We start from the raw sequence: 13,306 nt of genomic DNA on the forward strand, positions 1-13,306 counted from the left end.
TTTGTCAAATTATTTTAAATTCGTTGCTATCTTCGGTTTAGTTTTTGTACTAGTTTCCTGTTCAGACAATAGTGTCAACAGCGTCAACAGTATTAATGATACGATGCCGCAAGCGAATGAAATAGTCCACAAGAATGCCTTTGAAGAAAAGCTTGATCAGTATATGTCCAAGAACTATTCGGGATCTGTGCTTCTCGTCAAAGATAACAAGGTTATAATCTCCAAGGGATACAATATGGCGGACTATAATAATAACCTACCTAATGGACGAGATACTATCCATCAAATCGGTTCGCTTACTAAAGCATTTACCGCTGCAGCTATCTTACAGCTTCAAGAGGCCGGTAAGCTGAGTGTCGACGACCCCGTAAATACATATATTAAGGATTACCCTAATGATAGAGTCACACTTTACCACTTGTTGACCCACACATCCGGGATCCCCAATTATACCAATTCCCCGGATTTTCTAAAATCAATAAACATTAAAATTAGCGTTGACGATCTAATTGCTAAATTCAAAGACAAGTCACTAGAGTTTGAACCGGGCAGCCGATATTCTTACAGTAACTCCGGGTATGTGCTGCTAGGTGCCGTGATTGAGCAAGTTAGCGGACAGTCGTATGGCGACTATCTGAATGAGCATGTTTTTACACCTCTCGATATGAAAAGATCAGGTTATTTAACAAAAGACAACAACCATACAGATATTGCTGTTGGGTATTCACTTATTACTCCCGACATCTCTGAGATAGCCCGGCCTATCGATATGACCGTCCCTTATTCAGCTGGCGGTATATATTCCACTGTACAAGATCTTTATAAATGGCTTCTAGGGCTCGAGAACGGGACAATCATCAGTGATGCATCATGGGAAGCGATGCGCAAACCGAATCTGGATGAATACGCATTGGGATGGGGGATACCCGATCCAATGGGGATGGTGTACGCACATAATGGGGCAATCAATGGTTTCTCTTCTGAGATTTGGAGAGATATGTCTCAGGGGACAGCGGTCATTCTGCTCAGCAATGCAGAGGGAATCAACCTTGGGGAAATGAGAGATGTGCTGTTACGCATGCTTGATTCGGAGGAATAGGCCTTACAGTTTGATGATATAACGAGGAATAAGCAATTATTTTTGACATCGTATCATGTCCATAACCTCAAGAAATTCGATAACACCGGAGGTTATATACAAATATTTACATTAGTGCTTATTTTCAGCAACTTGCCAATATGCAAGTTGCTTGTTTGGGTAAGGCAAGTAGATTGATATACAAGAAATATATGATTTCCAGATCCAACAAACTGTCGAAGCCTACTTTGAAAGCTAAGATGTGAAACCAGAGTGCTATATGGGATGCAATAATTGTTCTTCAGTACTTTTGTAGAAAAACCCCGAATAGGGTCCACTTTTTTTAAGTGTCAACTATTCGGGGTTCAGTTCACTTATGAGGGATAAAAATTAATTCTACATCTTCCAGATTCGATAAAGAATCATTGCTGCTTCAGCGCGAGTCAATGAATCGGCTGGCGCAATTTTATCGTTCTTGCCATTGATGATTCCTCTTCCTACAAGGAAAGCTGCACTGTCCTTGGCGTAAGTGGAAATGCTTGCTGCATCGGAATAAGAAGTCAGATTTCCGCTTCCGACAGATGGCTTACCAGCTGCTTTCAGGGCTCTTGCTGTAAGAACCATCATATCTTCACGGGTAATGCTGCTGCCCGGTTTGAATGTATTGTCCTCAAATCCTGATGCAATTCCGAGCTCCCGTGCAATAGCTACAGCTTGCGCATAGTAAGCTGTAGGCTGTACATCACTGAAGGTAGCCGCATTCGTGCCGGAACCTTTCAATTCAAGCGCTCTAACTAGCAGGGTGATAAAGTCTGCTCTCGTGATAGAAGCCGCAGGCGCGAAGGTATCCTCAGAGATTCCCATGATTACGCCACGTGCAGCCATGGCTTCAACCGCTTGTTTCGCCCACTGTATATTTTGCATGTCGGTAAAGGAATGAGTTACGTAGGCTACAGCATAGGTGCTGAAATGAGTTGTCTTGAATACAACCGAACCGCTCTTCGCATCATAGCGTCCGCTTGGCACAGCTGTTGCCTGTCCTTGGCTGTCAATGTATAGGATCACGATTTGATCTGCATTGACAAGCTCCTGTGCCGTAGCTGTATATGGAATGGATACTGTTACAGTGGCTGCTGGGTTATTCCAAGCAATAACAGTGTCGCCAGCTTTTACACTAAGATCGATAATCGGACGGCTACCCACTTTTCCGCGAACTCCTGTATTCAAGCTATCCCCCGAGACTTTCTTAATCTGAATGGATACTTGATCCGCTTGCCCTGTCATATTAGACAGCATGTTCGACGGAATAAGAAGTTCAGCATTGTCTGTCTTAAGGATAAACTCAACATTGCTGTTGCTTTGCAGGCTTGAAACAGGCAATTGTACAACATAGGATTGCACATTTGCTTGCTTCGGTATCTCGATGGTAACCTGTTTCTTGCCATTCGCACCTGGAGAAGCCTGATCTATCGCTTTATTTAGGCTGGCACTTGAAACTGTTGCGGTGGCTGTTCCGTTCTCGACTTTTACAGCAGGCAGAATGGACACCACACCGTTGTTATTGTGGACCGTATCGGTGGATGGAGTACCGGATCCATTGCTGTTTCCCCCATTGCCATTGTCTTGAGAAGGTTTGCCAGTCAGCGTTAATTCTCCGAATACAGAAGGATCTTGGTATCCTTGACCGGATGGATCGTTCCATGCGTTCGCACTGATTCTGTTGCCGTCCTTAGCATCATTGATCTGCGCATCGAAGCCAATTTTGGCGTTGTTCGCAGGTTTAACCTTTTTGAAAGGAATCTTCATTTCAACCGTGTAGTTGGTACCGGAAACAGAGACTTTTGATTCGAAGCCTGCAGCAATTTCCTCAGGATTAAAAGAAGCCGCGTTCTCGAAATTCACTCTGTATTGCCCATCATCGTCTTGGAAAGCAGAAGTCTTGCCATTGTTCTCATCGACGAACACTTCCACGGAATCCTGCTCCCAAGCATTCGGGTTGGATTTGTCCAGCTTATCGTCTTTGACTTGGACCAACACATATAGATTGTTGTCATCCCAGAGTGTTTTTGCTGTTCCTGTAGCACCTGACCAGGCCATTTGCTTGGTCTCCAGTTTCATTTCAGGAGCGTTGCTCCATACGCTGTCTACGGATCCGTCGATTGCAGGTGTTCCATAATAAGCGCTGGATTTCTTGTATTCAAGCTCTTCAGGCGGATTTTCCGCTATGAACTTTTCAGGGTCAGTGACCGCGTAGAATGCCTCTTTTGCTTGGAAATTCCTGTCGAACAAGGTTGGATTCTGCTCGGCTCTCCAGCTGGTGCTGTCATTTAATCCCCAGAAGGTGACACGCGGAATATGCTTGCTGTTCTTCTTGTAGAGATCCATTAGTTGGGCATACAGATAGGCCTGCTGTTTCGCTTCTTTGGTAGTGATTGTAGAGTTGGTGCCTGCCATGATGTCCAATTCAGTAACAACAACTTCTACGCCCAAAGAAATGAAACGCTCGAGGGACGATTTGACATTTTCCAATCTGGTGCCCAAATTGTAGTGGGCCTGCATGCCAATTCCGTCAATGAGTTGTTCGCCGGGATGAGCTGCAGCGTACTTCTCATTGAGTTCTTTCACCATGCTGTAGATGGCTGTAGATTTATTTTGGTTGTCATCGTTGTAATCGTTATAGTAAAGCTTGATATCCCAGCCGTTTTCGTCAATGACTTCCTTTGCCGCAAGGAAGGATTCCTCGATGAAGTCGGGGCCAATGGCCTGTAACCAGCCGGAATTGCGGAGAGCATTTTTCCAGTCTGTCGGGTTAGCCGGGTTGTCGTTCATGGCTTCGTTGACAACGTCCCAGGAAATGACTTTGTTACCGAAGTGCTTCACTACGGTCTGGATATGTGTTCTCAGATTATTCAGAGCTTCTTCGCGGCTTAACGGTTTACCATCAGCAGCGGTATGCAGCCATGAAGGTGACTGTGCATGCCAGACGAGTACGTGACCGGCAATGTCCAGATTGGCATCCTGTACCCTTTTAACCAGAGCATCTTCTGCGGTGAAATCAAAGTTTCTGTTGGCATCATATGCATAATCCGGCTTCATATCATTCTCAAACGTGACGATATTGTGGTGCTTCGTCAGAAGCTTGAGCCTGGTCTCGTCAAAGGTAGCCGGGTTAACAATGTTACCGATCAAGAATTCGTCCTTATAAATGTCCTTGAGGTTAGGGAGATTTTCTTGAATTGGAGGTGCCGCAGCTACCGGGCCCAAATATCTCAGAACAAAGTCATCTAAGTAGAAGGTACGATTGCCACCGTCTGCGTTTGCTGTCTCAATATAAGCATTGAGTACCGTTGGGGTAGTGGTGAGCGTATATTTGCCTTTGAGCTCTACCCATTCTGAATCGGTAACGGTTGCATTTTGTGAAACGTTTGCAAAACCGCTGTCCGCATACTGAACACTAATACGAAGTGTTGTAGGCGACTCACCAGGTGCCATTTTCACCCAAGCTGACAGCTCATACTCGTGATTCTTTGCCATTTTTCCGGTAGCCTTGACTAAGGCTGCATCATATTGTGCAGTAGTAGTAACACTCAAGCTTTGTTTTCCGTTAGGCGTATGGTTAGCTTCTTGGGAAAGCTTCACCGTTTCTTTGCCATTCCGTGGCCCAAAGCCATCCAAGCCATTCTCAAAGTCTGCAGAGATGCCTGTCTTATCTACAACCTCCGGTGGGGTTTGGCCAGGGGTCACATCGGTGATGATGACTTCATCAATGAAAATGTCCGAGGTCAAAGTATTGCCGGATGGTTCAACAAAGATAATGACTTCCTTGGTTTGAGATGGAATTTCAAAGCCTTTCGTTTCAAATAACGTCCAATCTGAAGCGCTTACTTTTTTGTTGCCGATGATCCAAGGATATTTGTTACTTGCTACCTCGGAATCAATCTTGGATCCCAGATGGAAATCGCCTTCACCTGATCCAAGTCTAACCTTAAGAGAAATGTCGTACTTACGATCGGATTTCATAATGTCAGTAAGTACGAGAGCAGGAATTGCTTTTTCATCTGCCCGTTCGAAGAATTTTAACGATTTGGTGCCATGGGAGGCTAGTTCGTCCACGACCGCTGTTTTACCATTGGATCCCCAACCCAGCTTACTCCAGCCTCCGGTATTTCCGTCTTCAAAACTCTGGTTAAGGACTACAGTAGGCTGAACAGGTGCTTGTGCCTGGGTGACGGTGATTTCTCCGATATAGAAGGGAACCTCCTGACCAGCATCATCAGACTTGATCCGCAGCACTGTATTCTCAACACTGGTAACGGAAAGAGCGGTGGCTAGTGTAACGCCTTGTCCCGCTTTGAAATCAGAGGAATAGATTTGAGTGTATCCCTCTTTATTATTAACGTCCGTTGATCCCTTATTGCTTACAATTTCCAAGACGGCTTTGCCGGCTACCGGCGGGTTAGCATTATCGTCAACATATACGGAGGCTGTTACAGTATACTCTTGGCCAACTACCAAGCCCATATCCGCGAAGGCGATATCTACGCCGTCCCAGCTTTTGGAGCGGGTGTTTACAGATAAAGCTGCTCCATCGGTATTTCCATCAAACGTCTTGCCATTGACAATTGCCAGTGTTGGATTACCAGATTGGGTTAATTTGGTGTCTTTTACCGATTGTACATCCTTAAAAGTTTCTTGATATACAGTTTTCGAATTAGCAACTGCCAGATCTGCTGCGTTGACTACCGGAGCCATCAAGCCGACTGGAAGAAGTAAGACCGCTGCGAGTAACCCGGAAACAACCTGCCTAAACGATTTCTTCATTAATGCATCCCCTTCAGCGATTTTTTGGAATAACGTGAAGCGCTTACATAAATATTTGGAACTCACCTCCTAATAGCCCAGATTATAGCATTGGACTTTAAGGACTTAATACTCTCAAATTAAAGAAGAATCCTTGTTTTTTTTAGTTATTTACAAAAGAAAGAAAAATACATATCTATCTCGCCAAGACGCCGCGTTTATGATATTGAAGTCGCACCCATGTCCGCAACCTTAAGAAATTCGATAATACTGGGGAGGGAAGACATGGAGGATCTAATCTCCATCGGAACAATTGGCCTGATCAAAGCCATTGAGAGTTATCGTCCAAACAAAGGCACAAAGCTGACCACTTTTGCCGCCCGTTGTATCGAAAATGAAATCCTGATGCACCTAAAATCACTGAAAAAGACCCGGAAGGACGTATCGCTTCACGATCCGTTTGGACAGACAATTGTTTATTGTGAATAAGGATGCTAACAATCTGGTTACTGAAGCTTAAATGACTATTCAGTTACTCGGAGCTTGACGTATCCCAATCCGGCAGATTCCCGGGACTTCTCTGATCGCCATATTTACAGCAAGTCGGGCCGTCTGTATGTTGTACTAGGTGACTGGTCTCCGACGTTGTTGGTTTTTGATGAAGTAACTTTCTTGCCAAGTAGCGGCAATAAGGAGATTAATGGGATCGGGGAGATGGTATTCACCAGTGATAACAGTAAATTCTTTTACTGGAGTCAATATGGCTGGGATGCCGGATTTGCCGGTTCAGATGTCTACGCCTACTCCATTCATGTGGAAGGCAGTTTTGTCAAAGAGGACCAGTCCATTTTGGGATACCCGAATATGGATAGAGACCCGCTGGATACGCCGATTTTGTTAGTGGAAAGTCAGGGAATGATTATAGCGAAGAATAAAGCTTTTAATATGGGTAATCTGCAGGAAGTGATAGGGACGTTCCCGGAACTGATTTATGCAGTGGATGTAGTGAATCATACGGCATTGGGAAAAAAAGGTATCTATGATCTTAAATCATTCCAGAAGGTCCAAACTATTAATTTAGCCGGTGCGATCAACATATTCTATGATGATAAGGGAAACCTTTATTATTTCATTAATAACTTTTTGTTTATCAATGAACCTCATCATTTTTATTAAGTTTTTAGAATAAGGGCAAAAGACCGTCTTTGTCACAAAAGGCGGTCTTTTGTCTTTTCTAGATAGATCACTCAAGACAACTCGTAAAGCTTTAATTGAATTTCTTTTAATTAATAGTTCCTAGTAATCTGGAAACAATTGCTGCAAACTCTGCTCTAGTAATATCTTTCTCAGGCTTAAATGTACTGTCTGCGTATCCTGTAATAATATTATTGGATGCGAGTGCATCAATGGAATCATAATACCATGCATTTCTTGTAACATCTTTGAATGATGTGTTTCCAGTACCTGTTAGCTTAAAAGCTCGAGTGATTAGTGCCGCTAATTCACCACGACTAATCTTCTCATCTGGACGGAATCTTCCGTCACTATATCCGTTCATCAAGCCTGATCCAGCAGCTGCACCAATAAACTTATTCGCCCAATGAGTTGGAGATACATCTATAAAGTTACTTTCTTGTCCTTCAAGTCCCATGTAAGTTGCAATTACTTTAATTGCTTCGGCACGAGTCAAACCTGAATTTGGACGGAATGTTCCATCGGAATAACCCGTCAATAATCCCTTAGCAATAAGCGCGTCGATGCTTGCTTTTGCCCAATGATTCATTGTATCTACAAAACTAACAACTTTCGGCTTATCTGCTGGTGTTATTGTTTCTGCAGGTGCAGTTGTTTCTATAGGCGTTGTTATTGCTGGAGGTGTACTTCCTCCAGTATTTGGATTGGTTGGTCCATTATCTGTGTTTGGATCAGGATTAGTAGAGTTTGAAACATATTGAAGTGCTGGAGCAAATGTTGTAAGTAGTCTAGCTTGACTTTGTTGTTCAAGAGCGTAGCTCATGCCTAAAATTTTTGCATCGTCCCATGCTCTACCAACTAATTGCACAGAGATAGAATATCCGCTGTCGTTCGTTCCTACAGGAACAACTACCGTAGGGAGACCCACATTAGAGGTTAATACGCCCGTGTTACGGTCAGAACTTAATTGAGAAGCTGATGCGTCATTGTTATATACGTCACTAATAAAACCTGCATAAACAACAGCATCAACGCCATTCGCGTCCATCCAGCTTTTAATAACTTCCTTATAGTCAGTTCTATACTTAATATAATCTTGTACAGCCTGTTCAGTCATACGAGTTGGGGCACTATATCCTCTTTGATTATAGATAAGCACCTTATCTGAAGCTAGTACACTTGCTCCATCAATATAAGGGAAGTCCTTATGAAGCTCAATATAACGTGCCCAACCTTCAGTAGATCCATTAATACCTGAAGGACGACTAGGGCCTGATGGTACAGCTGACATTTCAACCATTGTCGCACCCGCTGCTTGAAGCTCTGAGAACTTATCCATCACAGCCCGTCCAGTATCATCATCAGCATATGCAGATACAAAGGATGCAGGAATATATCCGATTTTCTTTCCTTTTAATGCATTAGCATCCAGAGATTCCTTCCAATCCACTGGACGCTTATGATCTGCATCGGCAGTGACTGTAAAAATATCCTGTGGGTCCGTACCCGTTGTAGCATTCAATATAATGGCTAGGTCAGTTACTGTTTTAGCAATGGGACCTGCATAATCTTGTCCCCAAGTGAGTGGCAGTACACCTGAAGTACTGGCCATACCGTCTGTACCCCGGAAGCTTTTTAAGCTAGCGCCTGTAGTTGGTGCATAGAGAGATACCCCTGTTTGCGATCCCATTGCTGCTGCTGCAAAATCAGCCGCAACAGATACTGCAGACCCGCCGCTTGAGCCAAAAGATGTTTTTGATGGATAGAGTGCATTCCATGTTTGCTGCCAGCCGCTCTCACTAAAGCTTCCGCTGTTAGCAAACTCAGAAGTATTTACTTTACCAATAATTACAGCTCCAGCTTCCCGCAGCTTTTTCACTTGGAATGCATCGGAATCAGGCTGCCAGCCTTCAAGAGCTTTACTGCCACCTGTAGTAGGCATATCCTTTGTGTCATAAATATCTTTTATCGCAATTGGAATACCCAATAAATCACCTTTTACACCTTGTGCACGGGCATCGTCAGCAGCTTTTGCTTGGTTAAGCGCAGTTTCAGATACATGCAGGAATGCATGGAATCCCAATTGTCCCTCATCGTATACCTTAATTCTATCTAAATAGGCTTGAGTAATTTGTACAGAAGTAGTTTTACCATTAATCATATCCTTCTGCATTTCTGCAATTGATTTATTCTTAACATCATACGGCGATGAAGTTATTAATTCTTTGGCCGCAGGAGCATTAGGAATATCCAGATGATCTCCAGTATCAAGTCCCTCTATAGCAGATATATCCCAGTTGCTAATTGAACGAATTTGTGCGTTTGTTAATCCTGATACATCCAGCAGACTATTAAGTCCATCTAGCATAGCAACCAGATTCTTCAACCCTTCTTCACCAGCTTCTCCAACTTGTACATAGTTTACTAGGGACTTCGATTCGCCCGGCCCAATATTTAGTGAATTAATGAACCCATAGAAATTCGCTTCATTACCATACTCAGCTAAGGGTACTGTGAATGGATCCTGTTGCTGATTCCCTAGACCTGTTAATCCATTATCAAACGGTTTTGGAGATCCCACTGCAACGCCTAGCGGCTTATTGTTTCTGGCACTGCTATCTACAACAATCCATGAATCATCTGTAGTTACCTTTAAATCGCCTGAGTAGGTTGCCTTAACTACTGAAGCATTTGTTGTTGTACCATATCCTAAAGAACCACCGAATGATACATCAACTTTTATAGCGGCATCATTTTTATTAGTGAATGTATCAAAGAATCTCGTTCGATTATGAATAGTATCCACATACACCTCACGTGTTACAGTTACATTTCCTAGATTTACAGATTGCGCCGAAGTAAACTTATTAACGCCATCGTATTTCAAGTCAAACCCACGCATCATTTGACCATTCATCAGTGGAGCTGAAGGCGAGGACACTTTAACAAAGATATTGCCGAAACCTTGTACTTGTGTAGCACCAACTGTACGTAAACTTCCTGTGTCTAAGCTAGGAGCAAAAACATCGTGAATCTCCCATACTGTGCCACTTTCTGAAGTAACTCGAGTTAAAGCGTCAGCTGTTTGGAACGGAATTACACTCGTAGCAATAACAGATAACACAATTGAAGTAGCTATAAATTGCTTTTTACTCCAATTTTTTTTTGCTGGTGAATATTCAGATCGGGTGGAACCAGAATGGTCTCTTTTAGTTTCACGTAGACGTTTGAACTTATTCATGTGCGTAATCTCCTTTTCCTTTATGTATGTTATTATTTAATGTTAGGTAATATAACACTACTAACTATATCAGTCAATAAATATTATTAATTTAATATATTTTGAGATTAAAAAAAGAAAAAAAGACTCTTTTTATTGTTTTTGTGTAATATTGATGTTAATTATTATATTAAATATATAACGTTAAATGATATGTTTTTGGAGGTGTTCATAGGACATAGAGCTTCATCATCCACTACATCATTAAAAAGCATGAATTTCACTAGATTTCTATGTGAATTTGACGAAATCAAATGATCAGTATTTATTTGGCAAGCCTACCGAACTCAAGAGCTGACAGATCTAGAGATGGATCCATCTACTCACAACCAACAAAACTTACGGAAGAACAGAGTCATTGGTTATCTGCGATGCAGGAGCAGCACGCCATCCTGCCCAAAATGAAATGCACTCCCGGTATAGAAAAAGAACAGCTAAAATTAACGGAGAATATAATTTTTTCATTTCATGAAAGTGGAAGATTTCTATGTAGGAACATGGCATAAAGTAGAATCACTGATGATTTCAGATGCAATAGTCCGCAAGATCAATAATAGGCATTTTGAAAAGAGTAAAGTATTTGCTGGGAAAGAAGCCATAAGAATAGCCAGGTAGTGTATCCGAAATAAGTGGGATGAAGAGCGTGCGCAGAGGGAGATTGCTAAGGAGTTGGGTATCTCACGGATAGAGAAGAGGGCGCTGATGAAGCTTTATCATTAGTTTTATAAGGCGAAGCGGTGAGATTTAGAGGATGATTTTGATATTAATAGAGATTCAGAATAGAGTGTTTTAAAAGCGACTTGCCAACAAGGGAGTTGCTTTTTTTGTTAAGTCAGTAAGTGGCACGATAGAGTGCTGGTAAAAAGGGACAAGACCGCAAGTACAGATTATTAGCTGTATAAGGGCACTGAGACGTGATGCAGATGGTTAATAAGTGTGGAACAACAGTAAATGAGTATAGCTATGATGAATGGGGGAACAACACTAGCCAGACGGAGGGGATAGAAGAGCCTGCTGGCTGCAATGCGCGAGGTAAAGAATGGAATCGGTCAAGCCGGCAGGGTGCTAATCGACTTGCGGGTACCAGAGCGCTAAACGGGCAAGGATACAAGCAAGTACACCAAGGCTGGTCATATCCCCGGTGCGATCCATTATTATTGGGAGGAGGGCTCTCCTAGCGGACCAAGAAATCATCGTTTATTGTGGTGCAGGTGTCACTGCTTGCCTCAATATATTGGCGCTAAAGGAAGCTGGTTTCAAGAACGTAAAGCAAGCTTTGGTTGGAATGGTGCGTAAACCGGCTCCTGCGAGTTAATTTTTACTACAGAATAATGATGTACCTCGACGGGGACTTTTGCCGAATTACAGCAAAAGCCCCTTCCGCCGTTTTGGCAGAAGGGGTCAGTTTAAAAAAATGCTGTCGCACCTGCGGGTTGAATTCCAGTTCAATGCTTCGCATGTCCTTCGCGATACTGAAATGAATTTGCTTGATGACGCTCTGGAAAAGAGCCTTTTGCGTCTCCGGGGAGAAGAGAGCAGCAGCGAGTGGGATTGGCCCAGCAACCGCTGCACCAGTTTCGACGGAATCGGGTCGGAAGTACATTCTATGAGCCTTTGCTCTAGATTGGTTTTACGCGCCTTGACAGAGTTTGAACTGCACACCCGACGTCCTCCGTAAGGCTTTAATGCGATGTATCGACCTTCTACCGTTGCATTTGTCCACCGACTTTGATGGTGATTTACGATGCCTATTGAATTCACTCCAAAGAACACCCTACAACCCATACCACCCATACCACCCATACCACCCATACAGTCTAAAGAATTACTTTCCCTAGCTTACACAAACTTCTTGACGCTACCTCACTTCAACCGCTCCAATTTAAAGGATGTACTTTGATCTCGTAGTCAACATTAATTTTCATATTTTCCCAATATTTCAACCATTGCTCTTCCGTTATTTGTTTAGAAAACGGCTTAAGCGAATGGGTTCCGACCTCTAAGGGATCTACTTTCCACCGTTGCATTCTTTTTAATAAATCTGACGTCTGTTCCTCAAGGTAGACCTCAACCTCATGAATTAAATGTTCCAATTGTTCCTGACTTTGAATATTCATTTCTCCCTGGTATTCTTCTATTCTTGCGTTCAATCTCACATGTAAAGACAAGGATGAATAATCCCGCGATAGTTTCACGCCAACATTGGATCGAATACGTCCTAAACTGATAGATAACTTTGGAATGGCCAAGACTTTTAGGAAATGATCGTTATCCAGAAGTTGGAAAATATTATCGTCCACGTCCTGAATGACCATTACTTCTTTATCGTTTTGGAAGATGGCTGTTCCTACGTAATTGAAATTGTTCTTATCCGAATGAAAAACCGGCAGGATGGGATCCTTAAAAGGGGAATATACTTTCTTCATAAATGTATGAATATTGACGATGCTCATTTCACCTTGATTATGCTCCTCGTAATGCTTTAACATCCGATAAAGAAAATAATCTTGGTTTTCTTGCTTCGTCAATTGATTTTTTATGTATTCATCAAAATCGCCTCTGATAATCAACAAATAGACACGCATTGAAATATCGGGATCAACCAGTATCGTATTGATCAGCTTTTCAATACCTCCTTTTTTTGCCAGCTCTTCATTAATTAATAACATTCGCAGCTGCCCCTGTTTCAATTCCCGATAATAAATTAAATTAAACTTCTGGTCTCCCTGCTTTAACAGGTTGACTTCCTTGGAGAGAAGACGTTTTTTTTCTTGGATGAGCGGTGGTACTAAAGTGCTGATTTTTAACTTTCCTTCCGTCCCCTTGTCAACCGACCAGAAAACTACCGGAGCAATCTCTTCGATCTTATTGTTCTCGACATATGGAGAAGAACAGCCGGCCATCCACATAAGGCTTACAATCGCCAATAAACCATAGTGCTTATATGGTACCAT

General features: G+C 42.7%; 8 protein-coding genes and 2 pseudogenes. 6 read left to right on the top strand and 4 right to left on the bottom strand.

Translation table 11 applies throughout. The features are described 5' to 3' along the window. Position 1 precedes the first annotated feature (1 nt). On the top strand, positions 2 to 1,099 hold the full coding sequence (locus tag NSU15_RS07550; RefSeq protein ID WP_339289791.1) for a serine hydrolase domain-containing protein: 1,098 nt from the start codon (positions 2 to 4) through the stop codon (positions 1,097 to 1,099). 375 nt (positions 1,100 to 1,474) lie between these two features. Here the strand turns inward: NSU15_RS07550 and NSU15_RS07555 are convergent, their stop codons facing one another. Next, positions 1,475 to 5,899, bottom strand: coding sequence for an endo-1,4-beta-xylanase (locus NSU15_RS07555; protein WP_339289792.1), 4,425 nt, complete (start codon positions 5,897 to 5,899; stop codon positions 1,475 to 1,477). 230 nt (positions 5,900 to 6,129) lie between these two features. Here NSU15_RS07555 and NSU15_RS07560 point away from each other — a divergent pair. Beyond that, positions 6,130 to 6,337, top strand: a pseudogene (locus NSU15_RS07560) (sigma factor); the annotation flags it as partial. 84 nt (positions 6,338 to 6,421) lie between these two features. Continuing rightward, positions 6,422 to 7,054 (top strand): hypothetical protein, encoded by a 633-nt coding sequence (locus NSU15_RS07565; protein ID WP_339289793.1) that lies wholly within the window; start codon positions 6,422 to 6,424, stop codon positions 7,052 to 7,054. A gap of 106 nt (positions 7,055 to 7,160) precedes the next feature. Here the strand turns inward: NSU15_RS07565 and NSU15_RS07570 are convergent, their stop codons facing one another. Further along, positions 7,161 to 10,313 carry an amidase family protein gene (locus tag NSU15_RS07570; RefSeq protein ID WP_339289794.1) on the bottom strand — a complete coding sequence of 1,051 codons (3,153 nt, stop codon included), beginning with the start codon at positions 10,311 to 10,313 and terminating at the stop codon, positions 7,161 to 7,163. A 507-nt stretch (positions 10,314 to 10,820) separates the two neighbouring features. Here NSU15_RS07570 and NSU15_RS07575 point away from each other — a divergent pair. From NSU15_RS07575 to NSU15_RS07585, 3 genes and pseudogenes are all read left to right on the top strand, one after another. After that, entirely contained in the window at positions 10,821 to 10,967 is a 147-nt protein-coding gene (locus NSU15_RS07575) for a hypothetical protein (RefSeq protein WP_339289795.1), read from the top strand. Between the two features lie 21 nt (positions 10,968 to 10,988). Continuing rightward, positions 10,989 to 11,072: pseudogene (locus tag NSU15_RS07580) on the top strand (RNA polymerase subunit sigma-70); the annotation flags it as partial. A 194-nt stretch (positions 11,073 to 11,266) separates the two neighbouring features. Continuing rightward, positions 11,267 to 11,530: a hypothetical protein gene (locus NSU15_RS07585; protein ID WP_156114744.1), complete on the top strand. Its 264-nt coding sequence runs from the start codon at positions 11,267 to 11,269 to the stop codon at positions 11,528 to 11,530. Between the two features lie 143 nt (positions 11,531 to 11,673). On the opposite strand, the gene NSU15_RS07590 is transcribed toward NSU15_RS07585, so the two are convergent. Then, positions 11,674 to 11,955, bottom strand: coding sequence for a hypothetical protein (locus NSU15_RS07590; RefSeq protein ID WP_042125271.1), 282 nt, complete (start codon positions 11,953 to 11,955; stop codon positions 11,674 to 11,676). A 265-nt stretch (positions 11,956 to 12,220) separates the two neighbouring features. Further along, the gene (locus NSU15_RS07595) at positions 12,221 to 13,306 is read right to left on the bottom strand and encodes a Ger(x)C family spore germination C-terminal domain-containing protein (protein ID WP_076119330.1); all 1,086 of its coding nucleotides are present in this window, start codon (positions 13,304 to 13,306) and stop codon (positions 12,221 to 12,223) included.

It is taken from the genome of Paenibacillus sp. FSL E2-0201 (assembly GCF_037963325.1).
Classification (GTDB): domain Bacteria; phylum Bacillota; class Bacilli; order Paenibacillales; family Paenibacillaceae; genus Paenibacillus_AQ.

What these genes read in the sequence shown, in the direction of transcription:
- NSU15_RS07555 (WP_339289792.1), bottom strand. Translation starts at nt 5,899, where the DNA reads ATGAAGAAATCGTTTAGGCAGGTTGTTTCCGGGTTACTCGCAGCGGTC.
- NSU15_RS07570 (WP_339289794.1), bottom strand. Translation starts at nt 10,313, where the DNA reads ATGAATAAGTTCAAACGTCTACGTGAAACTAAAAGAGACCATTCTGGT.
- NSU15_RS07575 (WP_339289795.1), top strand. Translation starts at nt 10,821, where the DNA reads ATGAAAGTGGAAGATTTCTATGTAGGAACATGGCATAAAGTAGAATCA.
- NSU15_RS07590 (WP_042125271.1), bottom strand. Translation starts at nt 11,955, where the DNA reads ATGTACTTCCGACCCGATTCCGTCGAAACTGGTGCAGCGGTTGCTGGG.
- NSU15_RS07595 (WP_076119330.1), bottom strand. Translation starts at nt 13,306, where the DNA reads ATGGTACCATATAAGCACTATGGTTTATTGGCGATTGTAAGCCTTATG.